Origin of the sequence: Polaribacter porphyrae (genome assembly GCF_002954685.1) — a bacterium.
Taxonomy (GTDB): Bacteria; Bacteroidota; Bacteroidia; order Flavobacteriales; family Flavobacteriaceae; genus Polaribacter; species Polaribacter porphyrae.
The window spans coordinates 505,224-521,380 of the sequence record NZ_MSCN01000001.1 but is presented as its reverse complement, the minus strand read 5'-3'; the positions used below and the strand labels follow the sequence as shown (position 1 = coordinate 521,380).

Sequence of the window (16,157 nt, the reverse complement as noted above, 5' to 3'; positions counted from 1 at the left end):
TCAAATTAAAACCAATAATTTAACCTAAAACTTACAACAATTTAGCCATAGCATCTTTAATAATAGCAATATTTCTTATTTTATTACTATGGTTTATTTTCTTTTGACTGTCTATCATTCTTCGCATTAAATTGATTACCACTTTATCAAAATTAAATCCTTTAAATTGCTTTCCCTTCACAACCATATCTTCAACAACATTCTGAATAGCTTCAGTATTGTTACTTTTAGAAATTTGCTGAAATGCTTTTTGATATAATGCTTTTGTTGCATCATCACCAGTTAAAAACATACCAGAAACCACACTTTTTGCTATAAAAGGTAATTCTGTTTTATCATTTTCTTCAATAAAAATTCTTGTAAGTGGTGTTGCCAAAATTTTACGAACTTCATCTGGCAATACTTTAGATTTATCTATAGCTTGTTGTTTATCTACATAGTACATGGCAACTAAAGCTTTACCTAATACAGAATATGATTTGCTCTCTAGAGCTTCAGCAAAAATTGGTTTCAATTCTGGATCTGTAAGTTTACCTAATGTATTGATAGCTTCTGCCTGAACCAATGTTTTCTTATCATTATTTGCCATATTCATGATTTTCTGAATAGCTCCTCTTTTTGAGAACTTGTTAATCAAATCAATTTTATTTAATGCCAGAATTCTTATTTGATAAGCTTCATCATCTAAAGCATCAACAACAGCATTAAATGCATTTTTTTCTACTTGTTTTTTTGCCACTTCTAATAAAGCTTCTCTTCTGTGAGCAAAATTATCTGCATTTTTCAGTTGAAAAATATAATCACTCAACACCTTATTCTCATTAATATCAGCCAGAAGAACATTATCTGCATTCACTTGAATAAAAGTAGGTTGTTTATTGTAAGAGAAGGTAAAAGATGCATCTTTGCCTTCAACAAAAACTTGATGTCTTGTTTTTTTTGTGCCTTCAAAAATATCAATCGTAAAAGGAAATTGAAAAGTATTCTGTTGCAATTGAATGATATTTACAGTTACTGTTTTTCTTAATAAATTATAATCGTAAGAAATTTCAATATTAGGATGCCCAGCACTGTAATACCACTGATTAAAAAACCAGTTTAAATCTTTACCTGTTAGCTCTTCAAAAACCAGTCTTAATTGATGCACTTCAGCATCTTTAAATTGATATTTAGTTAAATACTCTTTTAGCCCTGTAAAAAAGGCTTCATCACCTAGATAATTTCGCAGCATGTGTAAAATAGCTCCACCTTTGTTATAGCTCACTAAATCAAACATATCTTCTTTATCATCATAATTAAAACGAACAAGATTTTTAGTTTCATTCTGTCCGTTTTTATAGGCCTCTACTTGCTCAAAATGATGCATTTCAGCAGCTACTTTTCCATATTTATGTTCTATCCAAAGATATTCTCCATAATTAGCAAAAGATTCGTTTAATGTTAAGTTCGACCAGCTTTCTGATGTAACTAAATTGCCAAACCAATGATGAAAAATTTCGTGAGCAATGGTTTTTTCATGTTTGTTTTCATCAATTAATTGCCCAGGTTTTTGATACGCTTCTTCCCCATGTACAACTGTTGTTGTATTTTCCATAGCTCCAGAAACATAATCTCTTACTACAATCTGGCTGTATTTGTTCCAAGGATAAGCTACACCCAATTTATTTTCAAAAAAACCAATCATTTCTGGAGTTAAACCAAAAATAGCTTTAGCATATGGTGCATACGCTTTCTCTACATAATAATTTACAGGAATGTTTTTGTAATAATCTTTTACAATTTCATACTCACCTACTCCAACAAATGCTAAATAAGGAGCGTGTTTTTTATCTAATTTCCAGTAATCTGTTCTGTTTTTTCCTTTTTTGGTTTGATTGACTAATTTTCCGTTTGAAAGTGTTTTGAATTTATTTGGAACAGTAATATAAATTTCTTGTGTCATTTTCTGATTTGGAGCATCAATTGTTGGAAACCAAGCACTATTTGCTTCAGTTTCGCCTTGTGTCCAAATTTGAGTAGGTTTGTTTTTATCAATTCCTTTTGGGTTGATAAAATACAATCCTTTTGCATCTGTAATTACTTTACTGCCTTTGTCTTTAACTTTTTCTGGTTGTGCAGTGTATTTAATGTAAATAGTAAACGTTTCGTTTCTAGAATAAGTTTTGGGTAGTGTAATTTCTAAATCATAATCATCATAAGTATAATTGAGTTTTCTATTATTCATAGAAACCTCCTTTATAATCATTGTTTTGGCATCTAATATGATTTTATTTGTAGCATAAAAATAAGGTTTAGCTGTTACCCAAGCTTCTCCATTCATAGTTTTATCATCAAAATTAAAATCAACTTTTAATTTGGTATGTACTAAACTATGTACTTTTTCTCTCTCTGCTTTATAGTTTGATGTAATTTGTGCAAAATTTGAAATACAAATCGATACAAATACAAAAAACAGGCATTCTCTAAATCTCATATAATCATTTCTAATGGTGTCAAAAATACTAAAAACAAGTAACTAGCTTGTTAATGCCTAGTTAAATTCAAAAAGTGTACCATAATAAAAAAGTTGTGGCCTCTAATTAGAAGCTACAACTTGTTTTGTAGATAAATTTATTAAAAATAGTTTTAAAATAAGGAACTATTCAGAATTTAAGTTTAGTTGATGTTATTAAACATTTTTGCAAATTGCTCAAACGATTTTGAATCTCCATCTATTTTTACATTTTCTAACATTTCAATTACTTTTGCAGGGTTCATGTTATCTCCTAATAACCTTGCTACTCCTACTCCATTTTTTTTGCTGTATCCAAATGCTATTACTTCGTCAATAGCATCTGTATCTCCTGTATAATACACTTTTACATTCATGCCTTTCATTTTCATAGACATTAAGTTTTTGTAATCATCACTTGTAAAAATATTTTTCAATTTTGCTTTTTCAGTTTCATAAGCAGCTGTATTATCTTCTGTTTTTGGCAGATAAGCAATATTTATTTTTTTTATGCTTTTTATGGTTTCTTTTACATCATCAGAAACATCTGCTTTTGGAGAAAGAACAGAACTTACTGGTAAATCTCCAGTGTAAAAACCTTCTTTTCCACTAGTATCTACTAGGTAAGCTTGCAAAGATTTTTCATTTTTACAAGAACTGGCAAATAGTACTAAAAAGGCTAAAGCACATAATGTGGTTAATTTTTTCATTGTATTAATTTTATTTTTAAATAAGAGGTAAATTAAAAACTCACCTCTTATTTAAATTGTTTTACTTGTTGTTCTTTTTTACAATCTTATCTGTGTATTCGGACATTTTGTTGATGTCTATATTACCCGTTAAAGACATTACCATAGCTTCAGACATTCCGTTTGTTTTTTTGTCTATACCTTTTACAAACATTAAAACTTCACTAACATAATCTTTATTCTTGGTAGCTTTCACATAGATTTTAACTCTAGAATCATCTTCTTTAATACGCATTAATTCTGTTAATTTTTTAGATTTAATTGCTGTATTTACTAATTTTTCCATTTTAGAAGCGATATCTAAATTATCTGTTGAAAACATTTTGAATTCATTTAAATCATTAATCATTTCAAAGGCTTCCATCACTTCATTACCATCTGTTTTTACATCTTTTGGTTTGAATTTATTTAACAATTCAAAAGCATCTTTGGTAACAACTACCATATCTACGCCATCCATATCTTCAAAAGTATCAAAGATAGATTGTGCATTTGTTAACATTGGTGCTACTACAAATGCTATTAATAGGATTACTTTTTTCATAATTTACTTGTTTACTTGGTTTTACTAATTTTTACTTGGTTTTTATTTTAATACGTTATTTACTTTGTTTTCGTAAGTATATAAGGTTGCTACAGCTTGTTCTCCTTTTTTTAAGTTTGTGGATAACAACTCTAAACCTTTACTTACTTGAGCATAAATACGCTCTGCTTCTTTTCTTTGATTATTGTCATGTATTTGTTTACCAATAAAAACACTAAACAATAATGCTATTGATGCTGCTACAGATAACCATTTTAAGTTGCTCTTTTTAGATTTCTTTGGTTCTAACTTTATGGTTTTTGTAAACGTTTCATCTTTTGTGGTAGTAAAGTAGTTAAACATGTATGCATACTCTTGCAAATGTGGTGCAACATTACCTTCTGTAAAATAGTTTCTTAAAGTTGTTTCTTCTTGCAATGTAGTAGTTGCATTTTCATACTTTTCTACTAATTTTTCTATGTTAGCTAACTCCATAGTTGTGTTTTTTAATTAGTGCTTCTCTTATTGTTTTTCTTGCTCTAGACAATGCTACTCTTACTGCTGTTGGTTTCATATCGACCATTTTACAGATTTCATCAAAATCATATTGCTCAACATCTCTTAATTGAATAATTATCTTTTGATTTTCTGGCAAATCTTCTATCAATTGGTGTACTTGGTTTACACTGTCTTGATATTCTACTTTCTTGTCTAAAGACGTTTCTTTTTCTTTATAATTACTATGAACTAATGTTAAATTACTTGCTTGTTTGCTTTTTAAACGATCATAACAATAATTTTTAGTCATTGTCATAGCAAATGCTTCTACATTTTTATAATCAGCAATTTTTTCTTTACTCCTCCACAATTTAAAGTACAGTTCTTGTGTAGCATCTTCAGCTTCTTCAGTAGAAACCAAAAGTCTTTTGGCTAATCTAAAAACCTTATCTTTAAATGGTAAAACAACTTTTAAAAAGTCTGATTGGTTCATTAGTTTTTGTTTGTTATCTGATACTTTTATTCTTTTTTTATCAGGTTTACATAATTACGACGACGAAGTATATATTTTGTTACATCAAGTTTCAAAAAAATACGAATTATCATTAAATTGCGTTTAATTTACAAAGAGTTTCATTATGAAAGTAAAGTTTAAATATACATTAATATTAGTAGTATTCTTATTAATAACAGTTGGGTGTTCTAAATCTGATGAAGGTATTCCTGAAGATATAGAAGTACATGATTTTGTTTGGAAAGGTTTAAATGCATATTATCTATGGCAAAGTGACATTCCTAATTTACGAGACACTCGTTTTAGCAATCAAGGGCAATTAAATAGTTTTTTAATGGGTTTTCCTACTCCAGAAAACCTGTTTGAGAGTCTATTAAATAGACCAACAGATCGTTTTTCTATTATTGTTGATGATTATATTGCTTTAGAAAATTCTTTTCAAGGCATTACTTTAAGTACAGGAATGGAGTTTGGTTTGGTAAGGCAAGCAAACAATCCTTCTGATCTATTTGGCTATGTACGTTATGTAATCCCTAATTCGCCTGCTGATAATGAAGGTATTACTAGAGGTATGATTTTTGACACAGTTGATGGAATTCCTCTAAATGAAAACAATGCTAGAAGCCTTTTATTTGGTAGTAATACAACTATTACTATTGGTTTAGCTAACTATAATAATGGTAACCCAACAGGAAATGGAAATTCTATAACGCTTAATAAAACACAGTTACAAGAAAATCCTATTGCAGTTTCTAAAGTAATTACTGATGGTACTCAAAAAATTGGATATTTAATGTACAATCAATTTGCTAGTAGTTTTGATGCTCAATTAAATGCAGCTTTTGCCAATTTTAAATCAGAAGGCATTAATGATCTTGTTATTGATTTACGTTATAATGGAGGAGGCTCTGTAAGAACTGCTACTTATTTAGGAGGAATGGTTACTGGACAATTTGCTGGACAATTATACTCTCAAGAAGTTTGGAATGAAAAGGTTATGGAGGCAAATCCTCCTGAACGTTTTCTAAATAATTTTACCAATGAAATTAGAAATGTAGATACAAATGGTAATATAGTTCTCCAAGAAAATATTAATAGTTTAGAACTTACTAGAGTTTATTTTATAGTTACTGGTAGCACAGCATCAGCATCTGAATTAGTAATTAATTCTTTGAGTTCTTATATTGATGTATTTTTAGTAGGTATTAAAACAGTTGGTAAACAAGTAGGCTCTGTAACTTTGTATGATTCTGAAGGGTACACAAGAACAGGAGCAAATTTAAATCCAAATCACACCTATGCTATGCAACCAATTGTGCTTGAAATTTCTAATAAAGACAATACTAACGAACCTTTAGGCTTTACCCCAGCAACAAGTTTACCTGGAGTATTTTTAGCAGAAGACTATGGTAATTTAGGGGTTCTGGGTGAACGTTCTGACCCATTATTAGATAGAACTTTAGTCTATATAGCTACTGGTGCTAAAGGTGTTTCTCGAAAAAATAGTATTCAGTCAGAAGAAATTTACAATTCTAAATTGGCAACACCATCTAGTAATAATATGTATGTTGATTTTATAAAATAAAGATGAAAAACAAGATTTTTTTATTTCTTTTAGTTAGTGCTTATACAATAAACTCTCAAGAAAAATCTATTAATGATTATTTCACAAAAAAGGAAGTTAAAAACCTAAACCAACTAAATTTATCGTTGAATAACTATACTTTTAATGATGTTGATTTTAATAAAGATTTAAAAGAATTAGCCTATTATAATAAAAAAAGAAAACAAAATAAGGTTTGGTCTTATGTATTGTCTGGTACAGGTGCTTTTTTATTAGCAACTGGACTTGTAATTGACGCAGGAAAAGATTCACAACATGGTTACAAAAGTTTGATGTACTTAAATTCAGCAGTGTATTTTGGAGCTTCTATTCCATTTTTTGTTGGTAACATAAAAAATAAAAGAAGAATGCGAAAGAAATTATTATTTGTTGAAGAAAAATTAAATACTTTACAATAAACTCATTTGTCCATTAGTTTCTAAATCATCTTTTTGATTTGGTATTTTTAAATCTAAACCAAATTCAGCATTTACATTCTTAATAAAGTGTGTTGCTAATAAAGGTGATTCTTTTTCTAAATTCTGATGAATAAAAAAGTGAATGTTTTGCAACCCAGCATCAATCCATTCTTTAAGTTTTACAACCCAATCATCTAATCTATTATAATCTGATGCATGATTTGCACCCACATAGCGTATAAAGGCTTCATTATTCGTTAAACGATTATGCACCATATCTCTCCTACCAGCTGTATCTACTAAAACATTAGCTATATTATGTTCTTCTAACAATTGCGTAAAATCATTAAATATTGATGTATCTGCAAACCAATCTTTATGACGTACTTCTACAGCAAGAGGTAAACCTTTTGGCCAACTTTCAATAAAATTTTTTAGTACTTCAAAATTTTTAGGTCCAAAATTAGCATGGAGTTGTAAAAAAATGGTTCCTAATTTTTCTTCTAAATTGCTAAAATTATCAATGTACGAATTTACTACAGCTTCTACTCCATTTAAACGTTTCCAATGGCTAATTTCTTGACCTAATTTCGGAAAGAACTTAAAATTATCAGGTGTTTTACCTCTCCATTTTTCAAATTGTTGTGCAGGGAAATTTCTGTAAAATGTAGCATTCAATTCTATTGAATTAAACTGTTTTGAATAATATTCTAACTCGTCTTTTGTACCTCTTGGATAAAATCCTTTTAAGTCTGCTCTGTTCCACTTTGCACAACCCACAAAGAAGTTAGGTTTTTCTTTTTTCTTATATTTTGATAACACCTCTAATGTCTTTGAGTGTGTTTCTGGTAATGTAAAATCTATTTCTTCTGGATTATCTACTTTTCCGAATTTCATTTTTAGATATTTAAAAAGTTTTTTAGTTTTTAGTTAAGTTGGCAAACTAGTTTAGCCCTGATTGAAGCATTTGTTTGAGCTCTTTTTTGCTTTTTGAGGCAAAAAAAGCGAGTGCTGAAAGCAGGAAACAGCTTCAAGAAAAATTAAATATTCAAATTTTCAACATCATCTAAACCTTCTTCTACTTCTTGATCTGTTAAAATATCTGGTCTAAATTCACTCATTAATTCCTCGCGTTTCGATTTTGCATATTTGTAGCCAGATTTCCACCATTTACGCATTGTTTTTTCGTCGAAAACCAACGAATTTGTTGTTAAAACTGTTGGAGTATAATATAAATTTAGTTTTACATCTTTGTTGTTAGCAGCTAATTTGCCTATGGTAATATTATGTCTTTCTACATGTGTGAGCATAAAATCGAACACGTCAAACAATAAAGAAAAAGGGTTTTTAGCTGGCAATCTATTAATCTGACTCACTTCTGTTTCTAGAATAATAGCATCAATTTCTGTAGCTCCTCTTAAAATAGCTTCTCTAATTGGCACCAATGAACCAAAACCACCATCTGCATATTGTTGTCTGTCTTTTTCGAGTAAACTCATAAAAGGTACGTAGTTGCAAGAACCCCAAATCCAATCGCAAAAATCTTCGTAGGTACAGTCTTTATTCGATTTGTATTCAATTTGATTTTGGGTTAAATTAGACACTGTTACTACAATTTCTTTGTTGCTTTCTTTAATTTCTTCATACATCTTTTTGGTGATGTTATTTTTAATTAAATTATGCAAGTTTTTACTTTCTCCAAAGGTTTTTCTACCTTTAAAAAAATTTCTTACCATACCAAAATGATTAATACTCACTACTTTTTCTCCTGCAACTTTTTTAATTTTAAATGGATTGCTACTAAAAATAGTATCTTGGTTTACATTCGTGTAAAGTTTTTTTAATTCGTCTAACATTCCTAAAGCTAAATGAGAAACCATTAAACTACCTGTAGAAGTGCCTAAAAATAAATCATATTCTCTATGTTCTTTAGTCATTAAATACTGTGCAACTCCACCTGCAAATGCACCTTTGCTTCCTCCTCCAGAAATAACTAACGCTTTTTTCATTAACTCAAAATGATTTGTTTACTTTAGATTTATAAAAATAACTAAAAATGAAAAGAATACCACTACTCTTATGTAGTTTATTACTAGTTATAAACTGCAAAAAAGAAATTGAAGTTAGAACTATAGAAAATATTACTATTCAAGAATTTAAAGTTGATAAAACTAGTATTAGAGCCATAAAGGCAGTTGATAAAAATAGTGTTTTTTATGCGGGTTCTAAAGGTGATGTTGGTTTTAAAACAGATAAAGGTGTTTCTTTAAACGCTTTAAAAATAAAATATAAAGATTCTATTGTTCCTCATTTTAGAAGTTTAGCTTTTAATGGTAAAGATTATTTTGTTTTGTCTATTGCTAACCCAGCATTATTATATAAAATTTCTGAAGGGGAAAGTACGTTAGTTTACAAAGAAGAACACGAAAAAGTTTTTTATGATTCAGTAAAATTCTTTGAAGATAATGTGCATGGAATTGCTGTTGGTGATCCTACAGAAAATTGTGCATCAATCATTTTAACTGCTGATGGTGGAAATACTTGGACAAAACTGCCTTGTGATAAACTACCTGTTTTTGAGGAAGGAGAAGCTTTTTTCGCAGCAAGTAATACCAATATTAAAACTATTGGAAGTACAGTTTGGATAGCTTCTGGAGGAACAAAAGCACGTATTTTAAAGTCTAACGACTATGGACAAACTTGGCAGATTTTTAATACACCAATAATTCAAGGAAATGGACCACAGGGAATTTACTCTATTGATTTTGCTGATAAAACTAACGGTATTATTATTGGTGGAGATTATTCGAAACCAGAAGAAAACAAGGCCAACAAAGCCATTACTAAAGATGGTGGAAAAACGTGGACACTAGTTGCTGATGGGCAAAACCCAAATTACAAAAGTTGTATACAATACGTACCAAATACCAATGGAAAAGAAGTTTTTGCAGTTGGCAAAACTGGAATTGATTTTTCTAATGATGGTGGAATTACATGGAAACAAGTATCAAAAGAAGGTTATTATGCTATCGATTTTGTTGATAAAAACACAGCTTGGTTAAGTGGTAATGAGAAAATTGGGAAGTTGGTTTTAAATTGAAGTTATATAGATGTGCAAAGTCTCAAAGAAACAAAGTTGATTAAATTAGAAGTTAAAAAATCTGTATAAATCTGTAAGATCCGTGTCAAAAAATAGTTTTCTTTTTCTAATAACAGCACTTATTTTCTCATGTAATACTCCATCAGAAATCAATAAAGATTTTAATTGCAAAATAGCATCTTTAAATAATCTAGAAATTGTAGAGGATGTAACAAATCAATTCTCTATTCAAATACCAAAAAGTTGGAAAACAAACTTGTATAAAGACGCAATACAATCTTCAATATTTACAGCAGACACTACAAAACAATTAACAGAATCTACATTACTAGATGTTACTTTTGTAAATAATAACATCAATTTTAATGAAGCTTTTTTGTTAAAACAAGAGCAAGAACAGCTTACAAAAAAATTGATTAGAATAAAGCATAAGGAAGTTAAAGTACTAGATAAACCATCAATTTATATGATTTACAAGGGCAAAAAAGGGAAATACCTTTTTACCACTTGTCATATCTTTGTAAAAGTAGATGCACAAAATTTTATCCAAACAAAAACATCTGTTTATGGAGATTCGCTAGTAAATCAACGTCTTTGTGAATCTTTATCACGAATAGAAACCATCAAAATTCATTAATAAAAATACAGTTAGTATGTCATTTCAACCTTGAGGAGAAATATCTACGCTTTAATTAAAGAGATTTCTCAATTTCGTTTCACTTCATTCGAAATGACAGCACAAATACAAAATCAAAAAACAATGATAAATAAACAACATATCACAGAACGATTTATAAAATACGTAATGATTGATACTGAATCAGATCCTAATAATCCTGCTTTTCCAAGTACAGAAAAACAATGGGATTTAGCTAGACTTCTTGAGAAAGAACTCAAAGCAATTGGTATGCAAGAAGTAGATTTAGATGAAAACTGTTATTTGATGGCTACTTTGCCTAGCAATTTAGATTATGAAGTGCCAACTATTGGTTTTGTATCACATATAGATACAAGCCCAGATTTTACTGGAGCCAATGTAAAACCTAGAATTGTAGAAGACTATCAAGGTAATGACATCATTTTAAATGAAGAAAAGAGAATTATTTTATCTCCTGATGATTTTGATGATCTACTGCAATATAAAGGACAAACTTTAATCACTACAGATGGTACAACTTTATTAGGTGCTGATGACAAAGCTGGCATTACAGAAATTGTTTCTGCTATGGAGTTTTTAATCAATAATCCTTCTATAAAACATGGTAGAATAAGGATTTGTTTTACTCCTGATGAAGAAGTTGGCAAAGGTGCACATTTATTTGACGTTGATAAATTCGGAGCTGAATGGGCCTACACTATGGATGGCAGCCAAATTGGGGAATTAGAATATGAGAATTTTAATGCAGCTAGTGCAAAAGTAACTATAAATGGAAAAATTGTACACCCAGGTTATGCAAAAGGGAAAATGATAAATTCTATGTTAATAGCTAGTGAGTTTATCAATGCTTTACCACAAGATGAAGTACCTGAAAAAACGAGTGATTATGAAGGCTTTTTTCATTTACATGATATTAAAGGTGATGTTGAGCAAACAGTTTTAGAGTATATTATAAGAGATCATAATTTTGATTTGTTTGAAAAAAGAAAATACTTGATGCAAAAAGTTGCATTTGATTTTAATGAAAGGTTAGGTAAAGATTTAATTCATGTTGAGATAAAAAATCAATATTTTAACATGAAAGAAAAGATTGAACCTGTATTACATATTGTAGATATTGCAGAAGAAGTAATGAAAGATAAAGGTATAAAACCATTAATTAAACCCATTAGAGGTGGTACAGATGGCTCTCAATTATCTTTTAAAGGTTTGCCTTGCCCAAATATTTTTGCAGGTGGTCATAATTTTCATGGACGTTTTGAATATGTGCCTGTAGAATCTATGGTAAAAGCTACTGAAGTAATTGTAGGTATAGCTCAAAAAGTGGCAGAAAAATATGCGTAAAAAAATCTCTAAAAAGTAATTTTTTGGAAAAATAGTTATATATGTAAAACTTATAATTTCTTTGTCAATCTTAATCCCTACAATATATCAAATAAGAAATTGTAGTACAATTTTAAGAATTTTGATATTAAGACAATTCTGGATTTTTCCCTTTTACGTTTAAGAAAAATCTCCTTAAAAAAGCAAAATCTTTTTCTTTATCTTCTGTTAAATAATAAGGTTCGGAAATTTTAATACGTTTATTTTCAAAATCTAAAGTAGCCATAACAATAGGTACATTTGCACCTTTTGCAATATAGTAAAAACCAGTTTTCCATCGTTTTACTTTTTTTCGAGTTCCTTCAGGAGACATACCTAATCGAAACTCTTCTCTTGAATTAAAAATGTCAACGATAGCATCAACTAATTTGTTGTTTTTACTTCTATCTACAGGTGTACCTCCTAAAGCTCTAAAGAAAAAACCAAAAGGACTTTTAAATAAAGAATCTTTGCCAATATAATTTATCATAATTCCAGAAGCCATTCTTGCTAAAATTGCAATGGGAAAATCTACCCAACTTGTATGAGGAGCAGCAATAACCACATATTTTTTTAGGTTTTTGGGGAAGTTTCCTTCAAACCTCCAACCCAAAATGGTAAATAAGATAAACCTTGCGAATGTTTTCAATATTTATGTATTAATATTTGTTCACAAAATTCTTGATGAAGAGTTCTGCTTTAGATTTTAAAATGATAAATTTAAGGACTTAATTTAATATGATGAACGAAATTATAATATACTTCTTAATTGCATTGATTTTTAGTGTGATAGGTTTTTTTATTGGTAAATTATTATCAAAACTAAACTTTGAAAAAGAAAAAACCAGTGTAGAAAAAGAAAAATCTACTTTAGAAGAGCGTGTTGCTTTGTTACAACAAAATAAAGAAGTATTAGAACAAGATAAAATTGAAATACAAAAAGAAAGAAAATATCTACAACAAGAAAAAGAAAATTTACAAACCGTAAATACACGCCAAGAATCTGAAATTGAGAATTTACGTATAAAATTAGATGAAAATAAAAATGAAGTTGAAAAACTTCAAGAAAAATTTACCAAAGATTTTGAAATTTTAGCAAACAAAATTTTGGAAGATAAATCCACAAAATTTACACAGCAGAATAAAGAGAATTTAAAAATAATTTTAAATCCGCTACAAGAAAAAATTAAACTTTTTGAGGACAAAGTAGATAAAACTCACAAAGAAAGTATTGATTATCATGCTGCTTTACGTCAACAAATACTAGGTTTAAAAGAGCTGAATCAACAAATGAGTAAAGAAACTTTAAACCTTACAAAAGCTCTAAAAGGAGATAATAAAACCCAAGGGAATTGGGGTGAATTGGTTTTGGAGCGTGTTTTAGAAAAGTCTGGTTTAGAAAAAGACAGAGAGTATTATGTGCAACAAAGTTTTACAAATGATGAGGGTAAACGAGTATTACCAGATGTAGTAATTCATTTACCAGATAATAAAAAAATGATTGTTGACTCAAAAGTTTCTTTAGTTGCTTATGAAAAATATGTAAATGAAGAAGATGAGATTTTAAAAGAACAATACTTAAAAGAGCATATAAACTCTTTAAAACGTCATGTAGAACAATTGTCAGAAAAAAAGTATGAAGATATTTATAAGATAGAATCTCCTGATTTTGTACTGCTATTCATTCCTATAGAACCCGCTTTTGCGATTGCCTTAAATTCTGACAATCACCTGTATAACAAGGCTTTTGAAAAGAATATTGTGATTGTTACACCTTCAACTTTACTGGCTACCTTACGCACAATTGATACGATGTGGAATAACGAAAAACAGCAACGAAATGCTTTAGAAATTGCAAGACAAGCTGGTGCTTTATATGATAAATTTAGTGGATTATTACAAGATTTAATTGGTATTGGCAAAAAAATAGATGCCTCAAAAGCTGATTACAATGCAGCCATGAACAAGTTAGTTGATGGTAGAGGGAATTTAATTACAAGTATAGAAAAGCTCAAGAAAATGGGTGCAAAAGCTAAAAAATCGCTTCCAGAAAAGATTATTGAAAGAGCAAACAGTGATGATTAATTTGCTAATGAGTTAAGATTAACTTTGATTGGGGTAAGCTAAACTTTATTAATCCTCTAAATTTGTATTATAATCATTTAAAAGTCAACAATTATGAATACAAATAAAGAGAATAAAGAAAAATTATATAAAAACATTGAAACAGATGGAATTACTGAAAATGTAGCTGGTGAACAAACTATCCAAACTGAAAATACCAAAATACTAAAAGGAGAAAAAGGTAAAAAGGATAAAGAAATCTTAATTGGAAAAAAAATTGAAGATGTAGAAAAAGTTGAAGAAGACTTTAATTCTGTTCAAAGAAAAATGTTAAACAAATTTATGTAATAATAAAATTATGGCAGAAAATACTAAAAGAACTAGTGCAGAAAATATTACCAAGAATAACTCTGGTGATAAACCTGAACCAAATCTTCACCCTTTAAAAGGCACAGTAAAAGAAGGCTATAAAGATAAAGATAGCAATAAAAACAGATTACAAGGTATAGATAAAGAAAAATTAGAAAAGCAAGTACATAGTGCTACAGATAATTCTATTAAGAGAATAGCTGATAAAATTCAGAACTCTTAATATGTTATTTAGAAATTAATCTTTTTACTCGTAAAATACTAACACTTAAAATAATAATTATGAACAAAGACACACAAGAAGGAACTTGGAAACAAATTAAAGGAGAATTTAAAGATAAGTTTGGTGAAATAACCAATAATAAATCTTTAGAAGCAGAAGGTGAAAAAGAAAAAATGATTGGTGAAATTCAAAAAAAATATGGAAAAACCAAGGATGAAATTGCAGAAGCAATAAAGAACTGGTAATTTCTTAAAATTTTCAAAAAATAACTTAAAAAGTATCAATATAAAATTTGATGCTTTTTTTATGCTTTAATTTTAAATCTGTCAACTAATTTACCAACAGTTAATCCTTGAGCAATTATAGAAAACACAACCACTACATAAGTTATTACTAAAAATAAATCACGGTTCATATCTTGGGTAAGCCCTAAAGCTAGTGCAATAGAAATTCCCCCACGTAAACCACCCCAAGTCATAATTAAATTTGTTTTGGGTACAAAATCTAACTTTTTAGCAAAAAGATTAATAGGTAAGAAAAGTGAGATATATCTACAAAGTAAAACAACAGGAATAGCAATAAGACCTGCAACAACATATTTACCTTCAAAAACTAAAACTAGCATTTCCATCCCTATTAAAACAAATAGAATTGCGTTTAAGAGAATGTCTATTAATTCCCAAAATTTATCTACATATCTTTCTGTAATTTCTGACATCGAAGATGCTCTAACAGTATCATTTCCAACAATTAGACCAGCAGTAACCATTGCTAAAGGTGCAGATAAATGTAATTTATGAGCAATTACTGTACCTCCCATAACTGCTGCTAAAGTGATGATAACTTCAATATGATAATCATCAATAGTTTTCATTAATTTATAACAAATATATCCTAATATAGCACCTAAAGCTACGCCTCCAAAAACTTCTTGACCAAATAATTTAAATACATTAAAAGTAGTTTCTTCATCTATTCCAGATTTTGCAATTTGATAAATGGTTAAAAATACCACCACTCCTACTCCATCATTAAACAAAGATTCACCCACTATTTTGGTTTCCAGTTTTTTAGGCACACCAGCTTGCTTTAAAATTCCTAAAACAGCAATAGGATCTGTTGGGGAAATTAAAGCCCCAAATAACAAACAGTAAATAAAATCTACTGGTAAATTAAGGATTTGTAAAATCCCAAAAATAGCACCACCTACTAAAAAAGTAGATGTTAAAACTCCTAAAGTAGAAAACAATAAAATTGGCCAACGTTGAATTTTTAATTGCTCAAAATTAGTATGTAGAGCTCCAGCAAAAAGAAGAAAACTCAACATTTCGTCTAACAGAACAGATTTAAAATCAATATTAGAAATAATTGCTTTTTCAGCATTTAGAAGTGTTGGGTCAAAATAACTCAACAATAAAACTCCTAAAGTAAATACTATAGTAATAATCATTAAACCAATAGTATTTGGCATTTTTAGAAATCGAGTATTTATAAACCCAAATGCAGCTGATAAAAAGATTAATACTGTTGCAATAGAATAAGCATCCATATATTGTTATTTTCTGATTTGAAAGATATAAAAAA

At 29.0% G+C, this 16,157-nt stretch carries 18 protein-coding genes; 9 read left to right on the top strand and 9 right to left on the bottom strand.

Annotated elements, in window-relative coordinates:
* Window positions 1–31: 31 nt before the first annotated feature.
* The 5 genes from BTO18_RS02370 to BTO18_RS02350 all read right to left on the bottom strand — a co-directional run bounded on the left by BTO18_RS02370 (window position 32) and on the right by BTO18_RS02350 (window position 4,754).
* The gene (locus BTO18_RS02370; RefSeq protein ID WP_105014688.1) at window positions 32–2,473 is read right to left on the bottom strand and encodes a M1 family metallopeptidase; all 2,442 of its coding nucleotides are present in this window, start codon (window positions 2,471–2,473) and stop codon (window positions 32–34) included.
* A gap of 182 nt (window positions 2,474–2,655) precedes the next feature.
* On the bottom strand, window positions 2,656–3,201 hold the full coding sequence (locus BTO18_RS02365; protein ID WP_105014687.1) for a GFO_1091 family lipoprotein: 546 nt from the start codon (window positions 3,199–3,201) through the stop codon (window positions 2,656–2,658).
* A 61-nt stretch (window positions 3,202–3,262) separates the two neighbouring features.
* The gene (locus BTO18_RS02360) at window positions 3,263–3,784 is read right to left on the bottom strand and encodes a GFO_1090 family protein (protein ID WP_105014686.1); all 522 of its coding nucleotides are present in this window, start codon (window positions 3,782–3,784) and stop codon (window positions 3,263–3,265) included.
* 42 nt (window positions 3,785–3,826) lie between these two features.
* The gene (locus BTO18_RS02355) at window positions 3,827–4,258 is read right to left on the bottom strand and encodes a PG0215 family putative anti-sigma factor (RefSeq protein WP_105014685.1); all 432 of its coding nucleotides are present in this window, start codon (window positions 4,256–4,258) and stop codon (window positions 3,827–3,829) included.
* Window positions 4,245–4,754 (bottom strand): GFO_1088 family ECF-type sigma factor, encoded by a 510-nt coding sequence (locus BTO18_RS02350; RefSeq protein ID WP_105014684.1) that lies wholly within the window; start codon window positions 4,752–4,754, stop codon window positions 4,245–4,247. Before BTO18_RS02350 ends, BTO18_RS02355 begins: the two co-directional genes overlap by 14 nt.
* A gap of 145 nt (window positions 4,755–4,899) precedes the next feature.
* Between BTO18_RS02350 and BTO18_RS02345 the strand changes: the two genes are divergently transcribed.
* Together BTO18_RS02345 and BTO18_RS02340 are read left to right on the top strand one after the other, a co-directional pair.
* Window positions 4,900–6,360, top strand: coding sequence for a GFO_1087 family putative carboxy terminal peptidase (locus tag BTO18_RS02345; protein ID WP_105014683.1), 1,461 nt, complete (start codon window positions 4,900–4,902; stop codon window positions 6,358–6,360).
* 2 nt (window positions 6,361–6,362) lie between these two features.
* Window positions 6,363–6,797, top strand: a complete 435-nt coding sequence (locus tag BTO18_RS02340; RefSeq protein WP_105014682.1) for a hypothetical protein — start codon at window positions 6,363–6,365, stop codon at window positions 6,795–6,797.
* Here BTO18_RS02340 and BTO18_RS02335 read toward each other — a convergent pair.
* The gene (locus tag BTO18_RS02335; protein ID WP_105014681.1) at window positions 6,789–7,694 is read right to left on the bottom strand and encodes a DUF72 domain-containing protein; all 906 of its coding nucleotides are present in this window, start codon (window positions 7,692–7,694) and stop codon (window positions 6,789–6,791) included. The two genes, BTO18_RS02340 and BTO18_RS02335, sit on opposite strands and share 9 nt — an antisense overlap.
* A gap of 143 nt (window positions 7,695–7,837) precedes the next feature.
* Window positions 7,838–8,806: a patatin-like phospholipase family protein gene (locus tag BTO18_RS02330; RefSeq protein ID WP_105014680.1), complete on the bottom strand. Its 969-nt coding sequence runs from the start codon at window positions 8,804–8,806 to the stop codon at window positions 7,838–7,840.
* A gap of 47 nt (window positions 8,807–8,853) precedes the next feature.
* Here BTO18_RS02330 and BTO18_RS02325 point away from each other — a divergent pair, with 47 nt between their 5' ends.
* The 3 genes from BTO18_RS02325 (at window position 8,854) to pepT (ending at window position 11,899) form a co-directional block, all read left to right on the top strand.
* Window positions 8,854–9,897, top strand: coding sequence for a WD40/YVTN/BNR-like repeat-containing protein (locus tag BTO18_RS02325; RefSeq protein ID WP_105014679.1), 1,044 nt, complete (start codon window positions 8,854–8,856; stop codon window positions 9,895–9,897).
* Between the two features lie 82 nt (window positions 9,898–9,979).
* Complete coding sequence (locus BTO18_RS02320) at window positions 9,980–10,534, top strand: hypothetical protein (protein ID WP_105014678.1); 555 nt, start codon at window positions 9,980–9,982, stop codon at window positions 10,532–10,534.
* A 123-nt stretch (window positions 10,535–10,657) separates the two neighbouring features.
* Window positions 10,658–11,899, top strand: coding sequence for a peptidase T (pepT, locus tag BTO18_RS02315; RefSeq protein ID WP_105017472.1), 1,242 nt, complete (start codon window positions 10,658–10,660; stop codon window positions 11,897–11,899).
* Between the two features lie 127 nt (window positions 11,900–12,026).
* On the opposite strand, the gene BTO18_RS02310 is transcribed toward pepT, so the two are convergent.
* Window positions 12,027–12,566 carry a 1-acyl-sn-glycerol-3-phosphate acyltransferase gene (locus tag BTO18_RS02310; RefSeq protein WP_105014677.1) on the bottom strand — a complete coding sequence of 180 codons (540 nt, stop codon included), beginning with the start codon at window positions 12,564–12,566 and terminating at the stop codon, window positions 12,027–12,029.
* A 92-nt stretch (window positions 12,567–12,658) separates the two neighbouring features.
* Here BTO18_RS02310 and BTO18_RS02305 point away from each other — a divergent pair, with 92 nt between their 5' ends.
* The 4 genes from BTO18_RS02305 (at window position 12,659) to BTO18_RS02290 (ending at window position 14,818) form a co-directional block, all read left to right on the top strand.
* On the top strand, window positions 12,659–14,002 hold the full coding sequence (locus BTO18_RS02305) for a DNA recombination protein RmuC (RefSeq protein WP_105014676.1): 1,344 nt from the start codon (window positions 12,659–12,661) through the stop codon (window positions 14,000–14,002).
* A gap of 93 nt (window positions 14,003–14,095) precedes the next feature.
* Window positions 14,096–14,329 (top strand): hypothetical protein, encoded by a 234-nt coding sequence (locus BTO18_RS02300; RefSeq protein ID WP_105014675.1) that lies wholly within the window; start codon window positions 14,096–14,098, stop codon window positions 14,327–14,329.
* A 10-nt stretch (window positions 14,330–14,339) separates the two neighbouring features.
* Window positions 14,340–14,573: a hypothetical protein gene (locus BTO18_RS02295; RefSeq protein WP_105014674.1), complete on the top strand. Its 234-nt coding sequence runs from the start codon at window positions 14,340–14,342 to the stop codon at window positions 14,571–14,573.
* Between the two features lie 59 nt (window positions 14,574–14,632).
* A complete protein-coding gene (locus BTO18_RS02290; protein ID WP_105014673.1) occupies window positions 14,633–14,818 on the top strand; it encodes a CsbD family protein in 186 nt (61 codons plus the stop codon).
* A 59-nt stretch (window positions 14,819–14,877) separates the two neighbouring features.
* Here the strand turns inward: BTO18_RS02290 and BTO18_RS02285 are convergent, their stop codons facing one another.
* Window positions 14,878–16,122 carry a cation:proton antiporter gene (locus BTO18_RS02285; RefSeq protein ID WP_105014672.1) on the bottom strand — a complete coding sequence of 415 codons (1,245 nt, stop codon included), beginning with the start codon at window positions 16,120–16,122 and terminating at the stop codon, window positions 14,878–14,880.
* Window positions 16,123–16,157: the final 35 nt, after the last annotated feature.